19 protein-coding genes, 2 tRNA genes and 1 pseudogene are annotated in these 22,329 nt (G+C 60.6%); 11 read left to right on the forward strand and 11 right to left on the reverse strand.

Features of this window, described 5'->3' with window-relative positions; genetic code table 11:
- Positions 1-75: 75 nt before the first annotated feature.
- Genes murI through hemA form a run of 5 tightly spaced genes read right to left on the reverse strand, consistent with a single transcriptional unit; the run spans position 76 to position 4,805 of the window.
- On the reverse strand, positions 76-867 hold the full coding sequence (gene murI, locus E3Z29_RS26605) for a glutamate racemase (protein WP_134787321.1): 792 nt from the start codon (positions 865-867) through the stop codon (positions 76-78).
- Complete coding sequence (locus tag E3Z29_RS26610) at positions 860-1,615, reverse strand: molybdopterin-synthase adenylyltransferase MoeB (protein WP_134787322.1); 756 nt, start codon at positions 1,613-1,615, stop codon at positions 860-862. The genes murI and E3Z29_RS26610 overlap by 8 nt, the downstream gene beginning before the upstream one ends.
- Positions 1,609-2,439 carry a peptide chain release factor N(5)-glutamine methyltransferase gene (gene prmC / locus E3Z29_RS26615; RefSeq protein ID WP_098965581.1) on the reverse strand — a complete coding sequence of 277 codons (831 nt, stop codon included), beginning with the start codon at positions 2,437-2,439 and terminating at the stop codon, positions 1,609-1,611. Before prmC ends, E3Z29_RS26610 begins: the two co-directional genes overlap by 7 nt.
- On the reverse strand, positions 2,440-3,522 hold the full coding sequence (gene prfA, locus E3Z29_RS26620; protein WP_027612234.1) for a peptide chain release factor 1: 1,083 nt from the start codon (positions 3,520-3,522) through the stop codon (positions 2,440-2,442).
- Positions 3,519-4,805 carry a glutamyl-tRNA reductase gene (hemA, locus tag E3Z29_RS26625; RefSeq protein WP_064589169.1) on the reverse strand — a complete coding sequence of 429 codons (1,287 nt, stop codon included), beginning with the start codon at positions 4,803-4,805 and terminating at the stop codon, positions 3,519-3,521. Before hemA ends, prfA begins: the two co-directional genes overlap by 4 nt.
- Positions 4,806-4,987: 182 nt before the next feature.
- Between hemA and E3Z29_RS26630 the strand changes: the two genes are divergently transcribed.
- From E3Z29_RS26630 to ychF, 8 genes are all read left to right on the forward strand, one after another.
- The gene (locus E3Z29_RS26630) at positions 4,988-6,712 is read left to right on the forward strand and encodes a tetratricopeptide repeat protein (protein ID WP_096797286.1); all 1,725 of its coding nucleotides are present in this window, start codon (positions 4,988-4,990) and stop codon (positions 6,710-6,712) included.
- A 3-nt stretch (positions 6,713-6,715) separates the two neighbouring features.
- Complete coding sequence (gene lolB / locus E3Z29_RS26635; RefSeq protein WP_095136807.1) at positions 6,716-7,333, forward strand: lipoprotein insertase outer membrane protein LolB; 618 nt, start codon at positions 6,716-6,718, stop codon at positions 7,331-7,333.
- Positions 7,334-7,336: 3 nt separating this feature from the next.
- Positions 7,337-8,188: a 4-(cytidine 5'-diphospho)-2-C-methyl-D-erythritol kinase gene (gene ispE, locus E3Z29_RS26640; protein WP_027612238.1), complete on the forward strand. Its 852-nt coding sequence runs from the start codon at positions 7,337-7,339 to the stop codon at positions 8,186-8,188.
- Between the two features lie 37 nt (positions 8,189-8,225).
- A tRNA-Gln gene (locus E3Z29_RS26645) sits at positions 8,226-8,300 on the forward strand.
- 45 nt (positions 8,301-8,345) lie between these two features.
- Positions 8,346-9,287, forward strand: coding sequence for a ribose-phosphate pyrophosphokinase (locus E3Z29_RS26650; protein ID WP_003171603.1), 942 nt, complete (start codon positions 8,346-8,348; stop codon positions 9,285-9,287).
- Between the two features lie 141 nt (positions 9,288-9,428).
- Complete coding sequence (locus E3Z29_RS26655; protein WP_095136806.1) at positions 9,429-10,031, forward strand: 50S ribosomal protein L25/general stress protein Ctc; 603 nt, start codon at positions 9,429-9,431, stop codon at positions 10,029-10,031.
- Between the two features lie 169 nt (positions 10,032-10,200).
- Positions 10,201-10,785, forward strand: coding sequence for an aminoacyl-tRNA hydrolase (gene pth, locus E3Z29_RS26660; protein ID WP_095136805.1), 585 nt, complete (start codon positions 10,201-10,203; stop codon positions 10,783-10,785).
- A gap of 22 nt (positions 10,786-10,807) precedes the next feature.
- The gene (gene ychF, locus E3Z29_RS26665; protein ID WP_047599160.1) at positions 10,808-11,908 is read left to right on the forward strand and encodes a redox-regulated ATPase YchF; all 1,101 of its coding nucleotides are present in this window, start codon (positions 10,808-10,810) and stop codon (positions 11,906-11,908) included.
- Positions 11,909-12,095: 187 nt separating this feature from the next.
- Here ychF and E3Z29_RS26670 read toward each other — a convergent pair whose 3' ends face one another.
- Positions 12,096-13,313 carry an MFS transporter gene (locus E3Z29_RS26670; RefSeq protein WP_096797288.1) on the reverse strand — a complete coding sequence of 406 codons (1,218 nt, stop codon included), beginning with the start codon at positions 13,311-13,313 and terminating at the stop codon, positions 12,096-12,098.
- 428 nt (positions 13,314-13,741) lie between these two features.
- Between E3Z29_RS26670 and E3Z29_RS26680 the strand changes: the two genes are divergently transcribed.
- A complete protein-coding gene (locus tag E3Z29_RS26680; RefSeq protein ID WP_134787323.1) occupies positions 13,742-15,799 on the forward strand; it encodes a methyl-accepting chemotaxis protein in 2,058 nt (685 codons plus the stop codon).
- 115 nt (positions 15,800-15,914) lie between these two features.
- Positions 15,915-15,991, forward strand: a tRNA-Met gene (locus E3Z29_RS26685).
- A gap of 109 nt (positions 15,992-16,100) precedes the next feature.
- Here the strand turns inward: E3Z29_RS26685 and E3Z29_RS26690 are convergent.
- On the reverse strand, positions 16,101-17,210 hold the full coding sequence (locus tag E3Z29_RS26690; protein WP_134787324.1) for a DUF2817 domain-containing protein: 1,110 nt from the start codon (positions 17,208-17,210) through the stop codon (positions 16,101-16,103).
- Between the two features lie 265 nt (positions 17,211-17,475).
- Here E3Z29_RS26690 and ggt point away from each other — a divergent pair, with 265 nt between their 5' ends.
- On the forward strand, positions 17,476-19,311 hold the full coding sequence (gene ggt / locus E3Z29_RS26700; RefSeq protein ID WP_134787325.1) for a gamma-glutamyltransferase: 1,836 nt from the start codon (positions 17,476-17,478) through the stop codon (positions 19,309-19,311).
- Positions 19,312-19,391: 80 nt separating this feature from the next.
- On the opposite strand, the gene E3Z29_RS26705 is transcribed toward ggt, so the two are convergent.
- From E3Z29_RS26705 to E3Z29_RS30080, 4 genes and pseudogenes are all read right to left on the reverse strand, one after another.
- Complete coding sequence (locus E3Z29_RS26705) at positions 19,392-20,018, reverse strand: LysE family translocator (protein ID WP_134787326.1); 627 nt, start codon at positions 20,016-20,018, stop codon at positions 19,392-19,394.
- 75 nt (positions 20,019-20,093) lie between these two features.
- Complete coding sequence (locus E3Z29_RS26710; protein WP_134787327.1) at positions 20,094-20,693, reverse strand: flavin reductase family protein; 600 nt, start codon at positions 20,691-20,693, stop codon at positions 20,094-20,096.
- 174 nt (positions 20,694-20,867) lie between these two features.
- The gene (locus E3Z29_RS30075; RefSeq protein ID WP_372241231.1) at positions 20,868-21,476 is read right to left on the reverse strand and encodes a methyl-accepting chemotaxis protein; all 609 of its coding nucleotides are present in this window, start codon (positions 21,474-21,476) and stop codon (positions 20,868-20,870) included.
- Positions 21,456-22,232 (reverse strand): annotated as a pseudogene (locus tag E3Z29_RS30080) (PAS domain-containing protein); the annotation flags it as partial. The gene E3Z29_RS30075 and the pseudogene E3Z29_RS30080, both read right to left, overlap by 21 nt.
- Positions 22,233-22,329: the final 97 nt, after the last annotated feature.

Genomic DNA, 22,329 nt, shown 5'->3' on the forward strand with positions numbered 1-22,329 from the left:
CTAGATAACTCATCGCTATAGAAGCTAGCGCCTGATTAGAAGTTCAGCTGTTTTTCTAGTTATTTCACATTTTTTTTACAAGCTGAATTTTTCGACGTCGCCGGCAACCTGACCCAACAGGGGCAGGGTCTTGCGGAAGAACGCGGGGTCGGCACTGGTCCAGAATCTGACCGGGCGGTTCGGCCCCTTGGCGAGCAGATCACGTTCGGCCAGCAACCGTTGCAGTTGCCGCGCTACGGCTGCGCCAGTGTCAATCAGGCTGATGCTGTCGGGAATCATCGTCTTGAGCATTGGCTTGAGAAACGGATAGTGAGTGCAACCGAGAATGATCGTGTCGCAACCGTTGGCGAGCAGCGGATCGACGTAGTGCTGCAGCAACGTGCGCAACTCGGCGCTGTGCAGATCACCGCTTTCAATCAGTTCCACCAGACCGGGGCATGGCTGGGTGATGACGCGAACGTCAGCGGCGAAGCGGTCGAGCAACGCGGCGAACTTGGCACTCTGCAACGTGCCGGTGGTGGCGAGTACGCCCACCACACCGCTGCGGGTGGCGGCAGCTGCGGGTTTGACCGCTGGTTCCATGCCGACAATCGGCCAATCGGGGAAATCCCGGCGCAGATCGGCGACAGCGGCCACCGTCGCCGTATTGCAGGCGATCACCAGGGCCTTGGCGCCCTGCTCGCGGAAAAAACCGGCCATCACGTTGCAACGCTGGCGGATGAACTCGGGGGATTTCTCGCCGTAGGGAATATGCCCGCAATCGGCGAAATACAGCAATGACTCATGGGGCAGCAAACGCTGGATTTCCGCCAGTACCGACAAGCCGCCGACACCGGAATCGAACACCGCGATCGGCGCCTCACGCATGCTGCGAACCACAGATGCTGCACCCCGGATCACGCTTGACCCGCAATTCACGGAAGCGCGAACCCAGTGCATCGATCAACAGCAAACGCCCCACCAACGGTTCGCCAAAGCCCACCAGCACTTTCAACGCTTCAAGCGCCTGCAGGCTGCCAACCAGCCCCACCAGGGGCCCGACCACACCGGCCTCGCTGCACGTCAGTTCGGCTTCGCTGCCATGCCCGTACAGGCAGTGGTAGCACGGACTTTCCGGGCGACGCGGGTCGAACACCGACAACTGCCCTTCCAGACGAATCGCCGCGCCGCTGACCAGCGGCTTGCACGCGGCCACGCACGCGGCATTGACCGCTTCGCGGGTGGAAAAGTTATCGGAGCAGTCGAGCACCAGATCCACCGCCGAAACGGCGGCGGCCAGGGAATCCTCGTCCAGCGCCTGACGATGAGGCACCAGCTTAATCTCGGGATTGATCGCGCTCAGGCGCTTGAGCGCCGAGTCGACCTTGCTCATGCCGACGCTGTCGGTGTCATGAATGATCTGGCGTTGCAGGTTGGTCAGGTCGACCGTGTCGAAATCCGCCAGATGCAACTCACCGACACCGGCCGCCGCCAGATACAGCGCAACCGGCGCACCGAGACCGCCAAGGCCGACAATCAGCACGCGGCTGTCTTTCAGCTTCAGTTGCCCATCGATATCGATGTGTTGCAGCAGAATCTGCCGGCTGTAGCGCAGCAACTCCTGATCATTCAGCACGGCAGGCGCCCCAGGCTGATCCGTTGATGGCCGCCCAGATCGGTGCGGCTGTGGACTTGTTCAAAACCGCGAGTGAGCAACAGATCACGCACGGCTTCGGCTTGATCATAGCCGTGTTCGAGCATCAGCCAGCCGCCGGCTTCCAGATGATCCGGAGCCTGCGCGACAATCAGGCGCAGATCGTCGAGCCCGTCGACACCGGCCACCAGCGCACTGGCCGGTTCGAAGCGCACGTCGCCCTCGACCAGATGCGGATCGGCAGCCGCAATGTACGGCGGATTGCTGATGATCAGGTTGAAACGCTGGCCTTCGAGGGCGCTGAACCAGTGACTGCTCAGCACCGTGGCGTTGTTCAGGTTCAAGCGCTGACGGTTGCGTTCGGCAAGGGCCACGGCTTCCAGCACGCGATCCACCGCCGTGACGTTCCACGCCGGGCGTTCGCTGGCCAGGGCCAGGGCAATCGCGCCGCTACCGGTGCCCAGATCGAGGACTTTCGCCGGCGTTGCCGCCAGCAGTTCCAGTGCGGCCTCGACCAGCAACTCGGTGTCCGGGCGCGGGATCAACGTGTGCGGCGCGACTTCCAGATCGAGCTTCCAGAACCCCTGCTGACCAAGGATGTAGGCCACCGGCTCGCCACTTCGACGCCGTTGCAGGTACTCGGTAAAAATCAGCACCGCTTCGCTGGGTACGATGCGCTCGGGCCAGGTGTGCAGGAAGCTTCGCGATTTGCCCAGTGCCGCGGCCAGGAGCAATTCGGCATCCAGGCGCGCGGTGGGCGAGTCCGGCAATTCGGCAGCGCGCAACAGACTGGCGATGATGGTCATTTATTCACCTATCGCTGCAAGCTGGTCGGCCTGGTATTCGGCCAGCAAAGGCTCGATCACCGCTTCAACGCCACCGGCGAGGATTTCATCAAGGGAGTACAGGGTCAGGTTGACGCGATGGTCAGTGACCCGGCCCTGGGCAAAGTTGTACGTGCGAATGCGCTCGGAACGATCACCGGAACCCACCAGCAACTTACGCTCGCTGGCAATCGCATTCGCCGCCGCTGCGGTTTGCTGATCGTTGAGTTTGGCCGACAGCCAGGCCATCGCCCGGGCACGGTTCTTGTGCTGGGAACGTTCTTCCTGACACTCGACGACGGTGCCGGTCGGTATGTGCGTGATGCGGATCGCCGAGTCGGTGGTGTTGACGTGCTGACCACCGGCCCCGGAGGAGCGGTAAGTGTCGACACGCAGATCCGCCGGGTTGATCTCGATGGCTTCGCGCTCGTCCGGTTCGGGCAACACCGCCACGGTGCAGGCCGAGGTGTGGATACGGCCCTGGGATTCGGTAGCGGGTACACGCTGTACGCGGTGCGCGCCGGATTCGAACTTCAGCTTGCCGTAAACGTTGTCGCCTTCAATGCGGGCGATGACTTCTTTATAGCCACCGTGCTCGCCTTCGTTTTCCGAAAGGATCTCCACGCGCCAGCCACGTCGTTCGGCGTAACGCGAGTACATGCGGAACAGATCGCCGGAGAAGATCGCCGCCTCGTCGCCACCGGTACCGGCGCGAATTTCGAGAAAGACGTTACGACCGTCATTGGGATCCTTGGGCAGCAACATGCGCTGCAGATCATCTTCCAGCCTGATCAGCAATTCCTTGGCTTCGCGGACTTCTTCCACGGCCATTTCACGCATGTCCGGGTCGCTGTCCTTGAGCAGCGCCTGGGCGCCTTCAAGATCACTTTGTACGCCGAGCAGCTTTTTGTAGCCTTGTACCACCGGCTCGAGTTCGGCGTATTCCTTGGAATAGGCGCGGAATTTGGCCTGATCGGCAATGACTTCGCCGTCGCCGAGCAGCGCGGTCAGTTCCTCGAAACGGTCCTGGAGGGTGTCCAGCTTGTTGAGCAGTGACGCTTTCATTGCGGTTTTTTATCCGAAAAACTATCCGGTGAGCCCTCGAGGGCAAAGAGTTCCTGGGCCATGGCCAGCGCATCGAGGCGGCCTTCGGCAGAAAGCTTTTTCAATTGCACGCTGGGCGCATGCAACAGTTTATTGGTCAGGCCACGGGCCAGTTGCCCGAGCACCTCTTCGGCGTTGCCGCCGTTGGCCAGCAGACGCAGGGCTTTTTGCAGCTCCTCGTCGCGCAGGCGTTCGCTTTGTTGCCGATAAGCCTTGAGCACATCGACCGCCGCCAGCTCACGCAGACGCACCATGAAATCGTCGGCGCCGACCGAGACCATCTCTTCCGCCGCCTGGGCTGCGCCCTGACGACTCTTGAGGTTCTCGGCGACCACTTCGTGCAGATCGTCGACGCTGTACAGGTACACGTCGTCGAGTTCGCCGACTTCCGGCTCGATGTCGCGGGGTACGGCGATGTCGACCATGAAGATCGGCTTGTGCTTGCGCTGCTTCAGCGCGCTTTCCACCGCGCCCTTGCCGAGGATCGGCAACTGGCTGGCGGTCGAACTGATCACGATATCGCTGCGCACCAGTTCCGCCGGAATGTCCGAGAGCAGCACCGCGTGCGCGCCGAACTGCTCGGCCAGCAGGCTGGCGCGCTCCAGCGTACGGTTGGCGACCACGATGCGCTTGACCCCCAGCTCATGCAAATGGCGGGCGACCAGAGTGATGGTCTCGCCGGCACCGATCAGCAGGGCCTGGCTGCGTTGCAGGTCGCTGAAAATCTGTTTGGCCAGACTGACCGCGGCAAACGCCACGGACACCGGGTTTTCGCCGATGGCGGTGTCGGTACGCACTTGCTTGGCGGCATTGAACGTCGCTTGAAACAGCCGCCCCAGCAGCGGGCCGATGGTCCCGGCCTCGCGAGCCACGGCGTAAGCCGATTTCATCTGGCCGAGAATCTGCGGTTCGCCCAGCACCAGCGAGTCGAGCCCGGAGGCGACGCGCATCATGTGACGAACTGCCGCATCATCTTCATGCACATAAGCACTCGCGCGCAGCTCATCGAGGCTTAAATGGTGATAATCGGCCAGCCAGCGCAGAACCAGATCAGCCGAAACCTGATCCTGTTCTATATACAGCTCACTGCGATTGCAGGTGGAGAGGATCGCAGCTTCGCGGCTGTCGGTGAGTCGGCAGAGCTGCTGCAAGGCCTCCACCAGCTGCTCAGGGGTAAAGGCCACGCGCTCGCGGACGTCTACTGAAGCAGTCTTGTGGTTAATACCGAGTGCAAGGAAGGCCATTCAAGGTCGCTGATGGTGACGTGAAGCCGGCAATTGTCCTACTTCGTCAGATTCAGAACAACTACCGCTGACTATTGTCCCAATTGTCGGCCACTATAAAGGCCACATTCGAGACTCGGTTATGTTTGGCCGAAGGCTTGTGTCATGATGATCCGACCGCAGGTTAGTCGTCCTCTTCCTATATGAATAGATCTTCCGCGTTGCTCCTTGCTTTTGTCTTCCTCAGCGGCTGCCAGGCCATGGCACCCGTTTCGCCGGACGGTACCCCGCCGGTCGAAGACACCGCGTCCACGCCTGAAAAACCCAAGGTTTACAGCTCGTTCAGCGAGGAAACCGTTTTCAGCCTGCTGAGCGCCGAACTCGCCGGCCAGCGCAATCGGTTCGACATTGCCCTGGACAACTACGTGACCCAGGCGATCAATACTCAGGACCCGGGGGTTTCCGAGCGCGCGTTCCGCATCGCCGAATACCTCGGTGCCGACCAGCCTGCGCTGGACACCGCACTGATCTGGGCAAAAAACGCCCCGGACGACCTTGAAGCGCAACGCGCCGCCGCCGTGCAACTGGCCCGCGCCGGGCGTTACGACGACTCCATGGTCTATATGGAGAAAGTCCTGCAGGGCAAGGGCGACACCCATTTCGACTTCCTCGCCCTGTCGGCCGCCGATACCGATCAGGAAACCCGCAACGGCCTGATGAAAAGTTTCGACCGTCTGCTACAGCGCCACCCGAAGAACAGCCAGCTGATTTTCGGCAAGGCCCTGCTGCTGCAACAGGACGGCGACAATAAAGCCGCCCTGACACTGCTCGAAGACAACCCGCCGGAAGAAGGCGAGATTGCGCCGATCCTGCTGCGCGCGCGTCTGCTGCAAACCATGAATCGTGGCGACGAAGCCCTGCCGCTGTTGCGCAAAAGCATCAAGAAATACCCGGACGACAAACGCCTGCGCCTGACTTATGCGCGCACGCTGGTTGAACAGGACCGGATGGATGACGCCAAGGTCGAGTTCTCCACCCTCGTTCAGCAATACCCGGAAGACGACGAACTGCGTTATTCGCTGGCACTGGTGTGCCTGGAAGCCAAGGCCTGGGACGAGGCCAAGGGTTACCTGGAAGACCTGATCGCCCGGGAAAGCCACGTTGACTCGGCGCACCTGAACCTCGGTCGCATCGCCGAAGAACGCAACGACCCGCAGGGCGCGCTGATCGAATACGCGCAGGTCGGCCCTGGCAATGACTATCTGCCGGCGCAACTGCGCCAGGCCGATATTCTGATGAACAACGGCAAGACCGCCGAAGCCCAGAGCAAACTCGCCGCCGAACGCGATGCCCAGCCGGATTACGCGATCCAGCTGTATCTGATCGAATCCGAAACCCTGTCGGCCAACAAACAGGACGACAAGGCCTGGAAAACCCTGGATAAAGCCTTGCAGCAATACCCGGACGATCTGAATCTGCTCTACACCCGGGCCATGCTCGCGGAAAAACGCAATGATCTGGCACAGATGGAAAAAGACCTGCGCCTGATCATCAAGCGCGACCCGGACAACGCCATGGCGCTCAATGCGCTGGGCTATACCCTGTCCGATCGCACCACCCGCTACGCTGAAGCCAAGGCCCTGATCGAACAGGCGCACCAGATCAATCCGGAAGACCCGGCGGTACTCGACAGCCTCGGCTGGGTGAATTTCCGCATGGGCAATCTGGACGACGCCGAGAAATATCTGCGTCAGGCGCTCGAGCGTTTCCCGGACCACGAAGTCGCCGCGCACCTGGGCGAGGTTCTGTGGGTCAAGGGCAATCAGCGTGAGGCCAAACAAGTCTGGGGCAAGTACCTCAAAGATCAGCCCGACAGCACCATCCTGCGCAGCACCATCAAGCGCCTGACCGGATCCGAGACTCTTTAACTCATGTTTTTGCGCCACGTTATTGTTTTCAGCTTCATCGCCCTGCTCGCCGGTTGCGCGGGTTTCGGCGCTCGCGAATCGGTCGAGGGCCACGGCAGTCCGGCTCAGTGGGCCGCGAACAAACAACAGCTGACCGGCCTCGACGGCTGGCAGATCGACGGCAAGATCGGCATTCGCGCACCGAAAGATTCCGGTAGCGGCACGCTGTTCTGGCTGCAACGCCAGGACTACTACGACATTCGCCTGTCCGGCCCGCTGGGTCGTGGCGCGGCACGTCTGACCGGGCGCCCGGGCAAGGTTTCGCTGGAAGTCGCCAATCAGGGCCGCTATGACTCCGAGTCACCGGAAGCGCTGCTCGAAGAGCAACTCGGCTGGAAGCTGCCGGTATCCAATCTGGCCTGGTGGGTCCGTGGCCTGCCGGCCCCCAGCAGCAAAAGCCGTCTGACCCTCGATAACGACAGTCGCCTGGCCAATCTGGAACAGGACGGCTGGAAGGTCGAGTACCTCAGCTACGCCGAGCAAAACGGTTACTGGCTGCCCGAGCGGATCAAACTGCACGGCACCGATCTGGACGTGACGCTGGTGATCAAGACCTGGCAACCGCGTAAATTGGGGCAATAAAGCATGACCGCTCCACGTCTGACGCTGCCGTCGCCGGCCAAGCTCAACCTGATGCTGCACATTCTCGGGCGCCGCGCAGATGGCTACCACGAACTGCAGACGCTGTTTCAGTTTGTCGATTACGGCGACGAAATCACCTTCGCCGTGCGCGATGACGGCGTGATTCATCTGCACACCGAATTCGCTGGCGTGCCCCACGACAGCAACCTGATCGTGCGCGCGGCGAAAATGCTTCAGCAACAGTCCGGCTGCACACTCGGCATCGACATCTGGATCGACAAGGTGCTGCCCATGGGCGGCGGCATCGGTGGCGGCAGCTCGAATGCCGCGACCACCCTGCTAGGCCTCAATCACTTGTGGCAACTGGGCTGGGATGAAGATCGCCTCGCGGCACTGGGCCTTTCGCTCGGTGCAGACGTGCCGGTTTTCGTCCGTGGCCATGCAGCTTTTGCCGAAGGCGTGGGCGAGAAACTGACCCCGGTCGACCCCGAAGAACCGTGGTATCTGGTACTCGTGCCGCAAGTCTCTGTAAGTACGGCAGAAATTTTTTCCGATCCTTTGTTGACACGTAACACGCCGCCCATTAAAGTGCGCCCCGTTCCCGAGGGAAACAGTCGAAATGACTGCTTGCCGGTGGTTGCAAGGCGTTATCCAGAAGTACGTAACGCATTGGATTTGTTAGGTAAATTTACCGAAGCAAAACTCACCGGAACTGGAAGTTGTGTGTTTGGGGGCTTCCCAAGCAAAGCTGAAGCTGATAAAGTCTCGGCCCTTCTGACAGAGACCCTTACAGGGTTTGTAGCGAAAGGAAGCAACGTTTCGATGTTGCATCGCAAGCTGCAAAGTCTGCTCTAAAAGGAATCAAGTGCCAGGCACTTGAAGCAACAGATACAGGGGCGTCGCCAAGCGGTAAGGCAGCAGGTTTTGATCCTGCCATGCGTTGGTTCGAATCCAGCCGCCCCTGCCATTTTCTATACTCATCCAGGTTACCCTCAGCCTCTAGGTACTGCGCGTGTCCAAGATGATGGTCTTTACGGGGAACGCTAACCCCGATCTGGCTCGGCGTGTTGTACGTCAGCTGCATATCCCTCTCGGTGACATCTCTGTCGGTAAATTCTCCGACGGCGAAATTACTGCCGAGATCAATGAAAACGTTCGCGGTAAAGACGTTTTCATTATTCAGCCGACTTGCGCTCCGACCAACGATAACCTGATGGAACTGGTAGTGATGGCTGATGCCTTCCGCCGCTCCTCGGCTACTCGTATTACTGCTGTTATTCCTTATTTTGGTTATGCCCGTCAGGATCGCCGTCCGCGTTCCGCACGTGTGGCTATCAGCGCGAAAGTCGTTGCTGACATGCTCACCGTAGTCGGCATCGACCGTGTTCTCACGGTTGATCTGCATGCTGACCAGATTCAGGGCTTCTTCGATATTCCGGTAGATAACATCTACGGCTCCCCGGTTCTGGTGGATGACATTGAAGATCAGCGCTTCGAAAACCTGATGATCGTGTCCCCGGACATTGGTGGCGTCGTGCGTGCACGGGCCGTTGCCAAATCCCTGGGCGTGGATCTCGGGATCATCGACAAACGCCGTGAGAAAGCCAATCACTCTGAAGTGATGCATATCATCGGTGATGTCGAAGGGCGTACCTGCATTCTGGTCGATGACATGGTCGATACCGCCGGCACTCTGTGCCACGCGGCCAAGGCCCTGAAAGAGCATGGCGCAGCCAAGGTCTTTGCCTACTGCACACACCCTGTGCTGTCGGGTCGGGCCATCGAGAATATTGAAAATTCCGTGCTGGACGAGCTGGTGGTGACTAACACCATCCCGCTGTCCGCTGCAGCACAAGCCTGTGCACGTATCCGTCAACTGGATATCGCACCGGTTGTTGCCGAAGCGGTTCGCCGCATCAGCAATGAAGAATCGATCAGCGCGATGTTCCGTTAAGGGCCCTGCCCTTCTCGAAATGTCTCGTTGACGAAAAGCGCCCCGCCCCGGCATTCCTGTCGGGGCGGGGCTTTTTTGCCCATACCGTGTTTGGCGCTGGTCGCAAACGCCACTCGGTCATGGCTATTTTGGAGATACAAAATGAACGATTTTACTCTGAATGCTGAAGTGCGTTCCGACCTGGGGAAAGGTGCGAGCCGCCGCCTGCGTCGTCTCGCCGCTCTGGTTCCAGCTGTTGTTTACGGTGGCGACAAAGCCCCTGAATCCATCAGCATGCTGGCCAAAGAAGTTGCCAAACTGCTCGAAAACGAAGCGGCTTACAGCCACATCATCGAGCTGAACGTTGGTGGCAAGAAACAAAACGTCGTCATCAAAGCTCTGCAACGTCACCCGGCCAAAGGCCACGTGATGCACGCTGACTTCGTACGCGTTGTAGCTGGCCAGAAACTGACCGCTATCGTTCCTGTGCACTTCATCAACGAAGCTGCTCCAGTGAAGAAAGGCGGCGAAATCTCGCACGTTGTTGCCGAGATCGAAGTTTCCTGCCTGCCAAAAGACCTGCCTGAGTTCATCGAAGTCGACCTGGCTGACGCTGAAATCGGCACCATCGTTCACCTGTCGGACCTCAAAGCTCCTAAAGGTGTCGAGTTCGTTGCTCTGGCACACGGCGATGACAAGGCAGTAGCCAACGTCCACGCTCCACGTGTTGCTCCAGAAGCTACCGAAGAAGGCGCAGCAGAGTAATTTCACTCTGTTCGTCGGAGTGAGTGAAACATCGCGGACTGGAACGTAGCGAGAAAGCGGGCGAGAACGCGGAGTTTACATTCATGGTAAATGAGCAACTTTCGTCCACTTTCGCCGCCTTCACTGATCGCGGCGATGTTAACCACCACTCCAAGGAAGGGCCCCTATCGTGACTGCCATCAAACTGATCGTTGGCCTGGGTAATCCAGGCGCTGAATACGAACAGACCCGGCATAACGCAGGGGCCCTTTTTGTTGAGCGCATCGCTGCCGCGCAAGGTGTGAGCCTTGTGGCCGATCGCAAATATTTCGGCCTGACCGGGCGCTACTCGCATCAGGGTCAGGATGTTCGTCTGCTGATTCCCACCACCTACATGAACCGCAGCGGCCAGGCCGTGGCGGCACTCGCCGGTTTCTTCCGCATCAAGCCTGAAGAAATCCTGGTGGCGCACGACGAACTCGACCTGCCTCCGGGCGTCGCCAAGCTCAAGCAGGGCGGCGGCCATGGCGGTCACAACGGGTTGCGCGACATCATTGCGCAACTGGGCAATCAGAATACTTTCTACCGCCTGCGGCTTGGCATCGGCCACCCGGGCGTCGCCAGTATGGTTTCAAATTTCGTCCTGGGTCGTGCGCCACGCGCCGAACAGGAAAAACTCGATGCCAGCATCGACTTTGCCCTCGGCGTGCTGCCGGATATCCTCGCCGGTGAATGGAACCGCGCGATGAAAAACCTGCACAGCCAGAAGGCCTGACTCTAATCCGAGGGGAAACACCATGGGATTCAATTGCGGCATCGTCGGCCTGCCTAACGTCGGCAAGTCCACCCTGTTCAACGCCCTGACCAAATCCGGTATCGCGGCCGAGAACTTCCCCTTCTGCACCATCGAGCCGAACAGCGGCATCGTGCCGATGCCGGATCCGCGCCTGGAAGCCCTGGCGGCCATCGTCAATCCGAAGCGCATCCTGCCGACCACCATGGAATTCGTCGACATCGCAGGCCTGGTGGCCGGCGCGTCGAAAGGTGAAGGTCTGGGCAACAAGTTCCTGGCCAACATCCGCGAAACCGACGCCATCGCTCACGTGGTGCGCTGCTTCGAAGACGACAACGTGATCCACGTGTCCAACAGCGTCGACCCGAAGCGCGACATCGAAATCATCGACCTGGAACTGATCTTCGCCGACCTCGACAGCTGCGAGAAGCAACTGCAGAAAGTCGCGCGCAACGCCAAGGGCGGTGACAAGGACGCCGTGGTTCAGAAAGCTCTGCTTGAGCAACTGATCGCGCACTTCACCGAGGCCAAGCCTGCGCGCAGCCTGATGAAGAACATGAGCGCGGACGAAAAGTCGGTGATCAAGGGCTTCCACCTGCTGACCACCAAACCGGTCATGTACATCGCCAACGTCGCTGAAGACGGTTTCGAGAACAACCCGCACCTGGACGTGGTCAAGGCCATCGCCGAAGAAGAAGGCGCTATGGTGGTTCCGGTGTGCAACAAGATCGAAGCGGAAATCGCCGAGCTCGACGACGGCGAAGAGAAAGACATGTTCCTCGAGGCCTTGGGCCTGGAAGAGCCTGGCCTGAACCGCGTGATCCGCGCCGGCTACGAAATGCTCCACCTGCAGACCTACTTCACCGCCGGTGTCGAAGAAGTCCGCGCCTGGACCGTCCGCGTCGGTGCCACCGCACCACAAGCCGCCGGCGTGATCCACACCGACTTCGAAAAAGGCTTCATCCGCGCCGAAGTCATCGCCTACAACGACTTCATCCAGTACAAGGGCGAAGCCGGTACCAAGGAAGCCGGTAAATGGCGCCTGGAAGGCAAGGACTACATCGTCAAAGACGGCGACGTGATGCACTTCCGCTTCAACGTGTAAGCGACACGCCCAAGAAAAAGCCGCGTTTGATACGCGGCTTTTTTGTGCCTGACAGATTTGTTTGCAATACCACCAATCCCCCTGTGGGAGCGGGCTTGCTCGCGAAGGCGGTGGGTCAGCCACATTAATATCGACTGATATACCGCCTTCGCGAGCAAGCCCGCTCCCACAGTTGGAATTGTGTAGGTCAGGTTTTTTTGGTGCGCGGCAAGAAAATCGCCAACACCCCGAACAACGGCAAAAAAGAGCACAGGAAATACACGTACTCGATACCGTGCACATCCGCCAGATGCCCAAGCAGCGCCGCGCCAATCCCGCCAAACCCGAACATCAAGCCGAAGAACACCCCGGCGATCATCCCGACATTGCCCGGCACCAACTCCTGCGCGTAAACCACAATCGCCGAGAACGCCGAAGCGAGAATGAAGCCGATCACCACGCTGAGGACAGTGGTCCAGAACAGATCGACGTGCGGCATTAGCAACGTGAACGGCGCCACGCCGAGGATCGAAAACCAGATCACCGCCTTACGCCCGATCTTGTCGCCGATCGGCCCGCCAAAGAACGTCCCCGCCGCCACCGCGCCGAGAAACAGGAACAGGTGCAGCTGTGAACTGGCCACCGACAGGTCGAACTTCTCGATCAGGTAAAAGGTGAAATAGCTGGTGAGGCTGGCCATGTAAAAATACTTGGAGAACACCAGCAGGCCGAGCACTACCAGCGCACTGATCACCCTGCCCTTCGACAACCCGTGAGTCGCCGCCTGCCCGGCCTTGAGCTTGAACAGGTTCAGGTGATGGGCGTACCAGCGGCTGATGCGATACAGCACGAACAGCGCAAACACCGCGAACAGACCGAACCACGCCACGTTGCCCTGACCGAACGGAATAATGATCGCCGCTGCCAGTAATGGGCCGAACGCGGAACCGGCGTTACCGCCGACCTGAAAGGTCGATTGCGCCAGACCAAAGCGTCCGCCCGAGGCCAGCCGGGCAATCCGTGACGCCTCGGGGTGAAAGGTCGAGGAACCGATACCGATCAGCGCCGCTGCCAGCAGAATCAATGGAAAACTGCCGACCACCGACATCATCACGATGCCAATCAGCGTGCAGATCGAACCCGCCGGCAACAGCCACGGTTTCGGATGGCGATCAGTGTGATAACCGACCCACGGCTGCAACAGCGACGCGGTCAACTGGAAGGTCAGCGTGATCAGGCCGACCTGGGTGAAGCTCAAGCCATAGTTGGCTTTGAGCATCGGATAAATCGACGGCAGCACCGACTGAATCAGGTCGTTGATCAAATGCGCTAGCGCCACCGCGCCGATGATACGCATCACCAACGGGCTGCTTTGCGGAGGAGCGGACGCCGAGGCAGCGGCGGTCTGAACGTTGCTGATAGCCATGAAAGTTTCCGTACAGCAGATGGGTGCACGCAGGCAGGTGCGTCAATGTGCCATTTTTCGGTGCGCCAGCGCCATCCCCTTAGCCAGCTAACTAATCAACCGAATAACAGACCAATCTCTGTAGGAGCTGCCGAAGGCTGCGATCTTTTGATCTTGATCTTAAAAACAAAGATCAAAAGATCGCAGCCTTCGGCAGCTCCTACATGGGATAGGTGATAGCGCAACGCCATGGTCTGAATCTTGCCTTGCTTCTCCCCTCGAACGCGGCGGCCTTACAAAGGCCTCCGAGAATGGGAAGTTTCGCTACAGAGCCGGCCTACAGAGCGGGCGAGAGTGAACTTTCGGGGCCTTTTAGCAGGGCACGACATCGAGGTCGCACGACCGTGATGCACGCCAATGGTGCGTGGTGTCCAGAGGAGTCATGAGGCATGCAGGCTTTCTTGTCACCGGGGATCAAATTGCTGGGGCGGTTTGGATTCGCGCGTAAATTCCAGCTGTTGTTTCTGCTATTTATTCTGCCGTTGGCCGGCAGCCTGTTGATGATCGGCCAGGACTATCGCGACAAGCTCAACCTGATTTCCGGCGAACGCGCCGGCGTACGCCAGTTGCTCAGCCTTGATGCGCTGGACAACCTGCTCGCCGCCCAGCGTGACCGCGCCGCCCGTTGGCGCGCCACCGAAACCAATCGCCAGCCAACCCCGGCCACCCTCGCTGCCATGGCGGCGTTTGACGCGGTGCAACCAGCCGTCCAGCAAGCCACCAGCGATTTGGGCAACGCGCTGAAAAATGAAGGTGCCGAAGGCGAAACCCTCGCCCGCTATCAAGCCCTGCAAACCGCGCTCGGTGGTCTGGATTCGAAAAGCCTGAGCAGCGTCGGTTGGTGGCCGGACGGTTACGATCGTTTCACCAACGCCCTCAGCGCCCTGCAAGCCTTGCGCGAGCAGATCGTCATGGACAACCGCCTGACGCTGGCGCCATGGCTGGAGACCTATCTGCTGACGCAGATCTCCACGCAGCACGCACCGGATCTGATCGAGCGTGTGGGCCGCCTCGCCGCCGTCGGCCAGGCTTCGGTGGTCTCGGGACAATTCACCCTGCAAAGTCGCTTGCAGCTACGCGACCTGCGCGGCCGCATCGGCGACGCCCGCGAGCAGCTTGTCAAAACGGCAGGCCTGCTCGAAGCGCGCCTGCCGAGCGATCTGCAAACCTGGGCCGGTCAATACCACGACAGCCTCAAGCGTCTGGACGCTGGGCTGAAGGTGCTGGATGACGGCGTGTTCGGCGGCAGCATTACCCTCAAGCCTGAAGACTTCGAACGCAGCCTCGATGCTCTGCTGGGTGATCTCGCGTCGTTGCGCCAGCAATCGCTGCTGTCGCTGGATCAGCGTCTGGACGCCTACCACGCCTCAGCGATTCGCCAGTTCATTGTGGTCGCCGCCGTGTTCGGTTGCCTGCTGCTGGCGGCGTTGTACCTGTTCGTCTGTCTGCAGGCTTCGATCCGCCGCAGCGCCAGCGGCATTACTCTGCTGGCCGAGGCCCTGCGTGACGGCAATCTCAGCCTGCAAGTGCCGGTGGTGGGCCGCGATGAGCTGGCGGCGATCAGCACCGCGCTCAACGTCGCGGTGGTGCAACTGCGCGCGAGCATGCTCGGGGTCGATCACGAAACCTCGCAACTGAGCCACGCGGTGCGCAGCCTCAACGATCATTCCAGCGGCGCGCTGAGCGAAGTCGAAGCACAACAGTTGCAGATCAGCCAGATCGCCGCCGCTGCCACGCAACTGGCCGCCACTTCGCAAGGTGTGGCGGCCAGTTGCGAACAGGCTTCCGGCAGCGCCCAGCACACCCGGCGCATCGCCGCCGACAGCAGCCGCGACAGCCAGCGCACCACGGCGAGCATTCAGCAGCTCAATCAACGCCTCAACGAAACCGCAGCGGCACTCGGTCGAGTCAGCGAACAGGGCCAGCAGATTCAACTGGTGGTCGACACCATTCGTGGCGTCGCCGAGCAGACCAATCTGTTGGCGCTCAATGCTGCGATCGAGGCGGCACGCGCCGGCGAACAGGGACGCGGCTTTGCCGTGGTCGCCGATGAAGTGCGCAGCCTGTCGCAGCGCACCCAATCGTCGACCGCGCAGATCGCCGGCACCGTCGACAGCTTGCGCGCCACGGTCAACGAAGCGGTGAGTCTGATGGAAGCCGCATGCGGCCAGGCACAATCAGATGCCGCAGCCGTGACCGGCCTCGGTGAACGTCTTGGTGAAATCGCCAGCGCGGTGCAAAGTGTCACTGACACTTTGGCGCAGATCGCCACCGCCGTTGAGGAACAGGCGAGCACCGCCGATGAAGTCAGCGGCAATATTCAACAAGTCGATCAGGCCGCGATGCGTTTGCTTGAAGGTGCGCGGGCGGTGAACCTCGCAGCGGACACGCTGAGCCAAGGCAGCCATGCGTTGAGCGCCAATACCGCGAGATTCCAGCTGCGTTGACGCCCTGCCCAGCCCCGATTTCCGGGGGCGGAGGATAAGCGGTTGAAAATAAGAAGAAATATTTTAAATTTACGCTTGACGCTTTTCCATTTCAGGGGAATAATGCGCGCCACTTGGCTACATAGCTCAGTTGGTTAGAGCATAGCATTCATAATGCTGGGGTCCGGGGTTCAAGTCCCTGTGTAGCCACCAAGTACTAAAAACGGCTTACCGAAGGGTAGGCCGTTTTTTTATGCCTCGAGAAAACCGCCCTCTGTGGTGAGGAGATAAATCCCTCACCACAATGCCAATCCTGACCTATTCAGGTCTGCTCTGCCGACAGGGCCATCAGCCCCTTCGCCCAGATCTGCCGAGTACGCAACCCGACCATCGCCCGCCAGTCCGGATCGGCCGGATAGAACTGCTCCAGCAGTTTCAACTTGATCGCCCGCCCCGTCGCATCCAGCGGATCGCCATGCAGATGCAACCAGTGATCATCGCGCAAATAACGATGCACCTCCGGCCCCGGATACGTCCCGCATTCGATCACGAACGGCATCAGTTGCACGCCCGGCAACGCATTGAGCAATGCCTGTGAGGTGTAGCCGGTAGCCGTCGCGGCGACACCGGTTTCGCTCAACGTTTCGGCGCCGGTGTGCAAGGTGTACAACCATGGGCCGTAGATCGACTGTGCTTGCGCCAACGCCGGGTAAGGCGCCTGGGTGATGGTGAGCAACATCGGATGACCGTATTCGCCGGCGCCGGTGTGCAGGTCGAAACACATCACGGTTTGCGCGCCTGCCAGATGCGCGTCGATGATCTGATGCAACGTGCGATTCGACCAGCTCGGCGCGCGGCCGCCATAGAACAGTCCATCGGGATGGCTATGCTGACCGCCCTCGACAATCGACATCACCGCCGGCCAGCCGTGTTCGGTAATTTGCCCGTCGAGCAAGGCGTCGGCGCGCTTACGCTCGGGGCCGTGCAAATCGGTGCAGGCGTAGATCTTGTGCAGCGTGGCGTAGGCGCGGTTGTCCGGTAGCGATCCTGCGAAATCCAGGTGATTGCGGTTGAGGTCGATGTTGTCTTCGTTGACCCGCCGCAGCCACGCCGTACCCCACGGGTTGATCAGGTGGATCATCACTACCGCGACATCCTTGGGCAGCGAGCCCGGCACGAAGGTCTTCAGCCAGTCGATCTGGCAATCCGAGCCGTAATAGCCCTCAACTCCGTGAGTGCCGCTGAGCGCCACCAGCCGGCGCTTTGCCTGCGGATCACCGAGCACCGCGACATCAGTGCGCAGCGGTTCGCCGAAAGGGCCACAGCGCGGATGGGCGTAGGAGGTGAGCGTGGCGCCAGCGGCGTTGGTGGCGGCAAGAAACCGTTCGCGTTGATCGCGGTAACTGGATTCGGTGGGGAACTCGCTGTGCATGCGTCGCCTCTTGTTGGTTTTGTATTTGTGGGAGCGAGCTTGCTCGCGAAAGCGATTGTGCATTCAACATTTTGGTTGCCTGACACGCCGCATTCGCGAGCAAGCTCGCTCCCACAGGGGCTTTGTTTCAGTTCGATGAGTTTGACGTTGACCCTAGCGAATATCCGCCCGGAAAAGAAAGACAAAAATGCCCACCGGTTTGCGTCGCGACCGAGCGGTCGATAAAGTCCGTCAGACCTTTCACCCCACGGACGGAGAGCCCCACGTGTTTCCAGCCCTGCCCCTGAGCCGCTTTCGCCTGCCTGCCCTGACGCTGATCATCAGCGCCCTGACCCTCACCGCGTGCAACGCCCCGCCCTCCTCGACCTTGCCGCTGGCGCCGGAGGCCGCTTCCGGTTACCGCACCGATCTGCAGACTCGCCACGCCAGTCAACACATGGCCGCTGCCGCCAATCCGCTGGCCGCCGAGGCCGGTCGCGAGATGTTGCGCAAGGGTGGTTCGGCCATCGACGCGGCGATTGCCATGCAAGCGGTGCTGACCCTGGTAGAACCGCAATCCTCCGGGATCGGTGGGGGTGCGATGATCGTGTTGTGGGACGGCAAACAGGTGCGCACCTACGACGGACGTGAAACCGCCCCGGCGGGTGCCACCGAGAAGCTGTTCCTGCAGGCCGACGGCAAACCGATGCCATTCCCGCAGGCGCAGATCGGCGGGCGCTCGGTGGGTACTCCTCCGGGCGTGCTGCGTGCGCTGGAAATGGCACACAAACAACACGGTCGCCTGCCGTGGGCCACGCTGTTCGAACCGGCGATCAAACTCGCCGAGCAGGGCTTTGCGATTTCACCGCGCCTGCATTCGCTGCTGGAATCCGACCCGGTGATCCGTAAATCGCCGGACATGGCCGCCTACTTCCTCAACCGCGACGGCAGCGTCAAAGCCGTCGGCACCCGTCTGCAAAACCCGGCATTGGCCGCCGTGCTCAAGCGCATCGCCACCGAAGGTCCGGACGCGCTGTACAAAGGTCCGATCGCCGAAGAGATCGTCGCCAAGGTGCAGGGCCACGCCAATCCCGGCAGCCTGTCGCTGAATGATCTTCAGCGCTATCAGGCCAAGGAACGCGCACCGCTGTGCACCGACTATAAGCGCTGGCAGGTCTGCGGCATGCCGCCGCCGTCGTCGGGCGGGATCGCCGTGGCGCAGATTCTCGGCACGTTGCAGGCGCTGGAAAGCCGCGACCCGCGTCTGTCGCTGACACCGCTCAAACCGCTGAAAACCGACAAACCCGCCGGCATCGAACCGGCACCGCAAGCCGTGCACCTGATCGCCGAAGCCGAACGCCTGGCCTACGCCGACCGCGCGCAATACGTGGCCGATACCGACTTCGTCCCGGTGCCGGTCAAAGGCCTGGTCGACCCGGGTTACCTCGCCAGCCGCGCCAGCCTGATCGGCGAGCGCAGCATGGGCAGCGCCAAGCCGGGCACACCGCCGGGCGTGCAGGTGGCCTACGCGCCGGATCGCTCGCCGCTGCGCATCTCCACCTCGCAAGTCGTTGCCGTGGATGATCTGGGCGGCGCGGTGTCGATGACCACCACCATCGAAGCGGCATTCGGCTCACATCTGATGGTGCAGGGCTTTTTGCTGAACAATCAGATGACCGACTTCTCGTTCATCCCCGAAGAGAACGGGCAGAAAGTCGCCAACCGCGTCGAACCCGGCAAACGCCCACGCTCGTCGATGGCGCCGACGCTGATCTTCGACCGCAACAGCGGCGAATTCCTCGCCAGCGTCGGCTCGCCGGGCGGTTCGCAGATCATCGAATACGTGGCCAAGACCACCCTCGGCCTGCTCGACTGGAACCTCGACCCGCAAAGCGCCATCAGCCTGCCCAACTTCGGCAGCCGCAACGGCCCGACCGAACTGGAACAGGGCCAGTTCAGCCCGGCGCTGATTCAGGCGCTGAAGGACAAGGGACATGTTGTGAATGAAATCGACATGACCAGCGGCACGCAGGCGATCGTGCGGGTCAAGGATGCGCAAGGGAAAGCCTCGCTGGAAGGTGGCGCGGATCCACGGCGTGAGGGGGAAGCGTTGGGGGATTGAGGCGACGCAGGAAAAAGAAAAGGCTTACCGCGAGGTAAGCCTTTTTTATGCAACGGGTTTAACGCGCAATATCACCCGGCTCAGCGATTAGCCACCAGATGCGCTCCAAACAGCAGATAACAACCACCGGCCAAGCGATCCAGCCATTGCCGCGACCGTTCGTAAACGCTCGCGATCCGGCGGCTGGCGAAGAACAGCGCGACGCTGCAATACCAGCTGAACGACAGCGTGGTCATGGTCAGCACGGCCAGCGTCAGCAGTAGCGGCGGGACGTGGGCCGGCATCGCGGTGGCGAAGATGGTGGCGACGAACAGTGCCGACTTGGGGTTGGTCATGTTGCCCAGAAAGCCTCGCCCGTAGGCGCCGAGCAGGGTCTGCTGCGACTCATCCAGCGTACCGGCGGCAATCGGCGCTTTGCGTTTGAACTGCTTGAGGCCGAGGTAGATCAGGTAGCAGCCACCGGCGATCTTGAAGCTCAGGTACAGGGTTGGCGCCGCGCTGAACAAGGTCTGAATCCCCAAACCGCCGGCCAGGCCCCACAACACGGTGCCGGTGGCGACGCCCAGCGCCGCGACCACGCCATGGCGTCGGGAACGGCTGACCGCCAGTTGGGCGATGTTGAAGAAGTTCGGGCCGGGGGTGACCACCGCGACCGTCCACAACAGCGCCAGCGACAGCAACGGGGCGAGATAAAGCGAAAGGTCCATGGGGCGAGCGCCTGATTGGTTCGACAATGCCCCACACCTTGCTACATCCGGCGCGCCTTTTCCATCAGATGCAGGTCACAGCGGCAGGGTTTTACCGTCCACCGCATCGCCAATCGTCAGGAAATGCCCGCCGGCCACGTGGTGCAGCGTGCGCAAGCCATCATGCCCGTCGAAATGCCAGCGCCCGTCGCTGAACACCCGTTCATCCGCCTGAGCGGCGATGACTTCGGCGAGGAACAGGTCGTACTGCTCATGGTTGCGCGGTTCGGGCAGCAAGCGGCATTCGAGCCAGGCCACGCAGCCTTCGAACAGAGGCGCCTCGACGGTTTCACCGGCGAAGGTTTGCAGGCCATAAGCCTGAAACTTGTCCTGCCCCTGATTCTGCTGGATTTCCAGACCCGAGGTATTGCCGACGGTTTGCACGATGTCAGCCTGATTGACGCACGGCACGTTGAGCACAAAAGTGCCGGACGCTTCGAGCAACTGGCGGGTCCAGGTGGACTTGTCGAGGACGACCGCAACTTTCGGCGGTTCGAAATCCAGCGGCATCGCCCACGCGGCGGCCATGATGTTGCGCTGGCCGTCATGGGCAGCGCTGACCAGCACGGTCGGCCCGTGATTGAGCAGACGATAGGCTTTGTTCAAGGGCACCGGGCGGCGGTGGGAAGCACTCATGGGGATCTGCTCCGGGGAAAAAGGAACAGATTGTAGCGCCAGACCACAGAAAGAAGGCGGATGAAAAACCTGTGGGAGCGAGCTTGCTCGCGAAGGCGATAGGTCAGTTACATCTATGTTGAATGACATACCGCATTCGCGAGCAAGTTCGCTCCCACATGGGATCAATGGAGATTAGTTAGAGAGTTGATTGGCAAACTGGCCGACCGCATCCACCACTTTCTGCGCGCCGTCCTGGATCTCGACGATCACCGTGCCCGCCTCCGCCGCTAGCGCCAACCCTTGTTCAGCCTGCAGCTTGCCGTCGGTCATCAGGGCCACGGCATTGCGCGCCATCTCCTGGTTCTGTCGCACCACGGTGACGATCTCTTCGGTCGCCTGACTGGTGCGCGAGGCCAGTTGCCGCACTTCGTCGGCAACCACCGCAAAGCCCCGGCCCTGTTCCCCAGCGCGAGCCGCCTCGATGGCGGCGTTGAGCGCCAGCAGGTTGGTCTGTTCGGCAATGCCGCTGATGGTCTTGACGATGGTGCCGATCACCTGCGACTGCTCGTTCAGCGCCTCGATGCCCTCACCGGCCGCCTGCATGTGGCGCGACAGATCACGCATCACATTCACTGCCTCGGTGACCACCGTGGTGCCACGTTGCGCAGTGCTGTCGGTTTGCTGCGAAGTGCTATAGGCAATGCTGGCCGCGTCGGCCACCGCTTGTTCGCGGTTGACCTGATCGGTAATCACCGTGGCGAACTTCACCACTTTGTACAGCTTGTTGTTGGCATCGACCACCGGGTTGTAGGACGCCTCCAGCCACACCGTACGACCATGGCTGTCGACGCGCTTGAAGCGGTTGGCGACAAACTCGCCGTTGTTCAGGCGACGCCAGAAATTCTGGTACTCGGCGCTGTTGTACTCCTCGGGCGTACAGAACATCCGGTGATGTTTGCCTTTGATCTGCGCCAGGCTGTAACCCATGCCCTGCAGAAAGCGCTCGTTGGCATTGAGCACGTTGCCATTGAGATCGAACTCGATCACCGCCGTCGAACGCACCAGCGCACCGATCAGGTTTTCGTGTTCGCGAGAGGCTTCGATGGTGCGGGTCAGGTCGCTGGAGAAAATCGAGAAATGCTTGATCCGCCCGTCCGAAGAGCGCACCGGCTGCACGATGGAGCGCAGCCACGCCTCTTCGCCATTACCACGCAACAGGCGCACGGCCCCGGCGAAATGTTCGCCACGGGTCAGTGCGGCCTTGAAGCGATGATGAAAGTCATCGGCCTTCACATGCGCCGGAACGATGTCTTCAATGGCGCGCCCCACCAGATCCTGGCTCTTGTAGAGCATCTCGCCAAGGAAGTTCTGATTGACCGACTGAATCCGGCCATCGGGTTCCAGGGTCAGCACCAGCATCTCGCTTTCCAGGCTTTCCTTCACTTGCAGCAGGCTGGAGAGTTCTTCACGAAGCGTAGCCAGCTCTTGCTTGAGGCGTTTGTTGAACATGGGAAAGTACCGATAGGCAGGGTAGAAAGCGGGATGCAGCTTAACCATCGGCCTTGGAAAACTTTTCTGAAGAGCGTTTGAGACCGGCCAGTCAAAAATAATCCCGCCGGGCTTTTACTCCTATCGATCACTCCACTGAGCCGTT

The sequence above is a fragment of the Pseudomonas sp. S150 genome, from assembly GCF_004526365.1.
Taxonomy (GTDB): domain Bacteria; phylum Pseudomonadota; class Gammaproteobacteria; order Pseudomonadales; family Pseudomonadaceae; genus Aquipseudomonas; species Aquipseudomonas putida_A.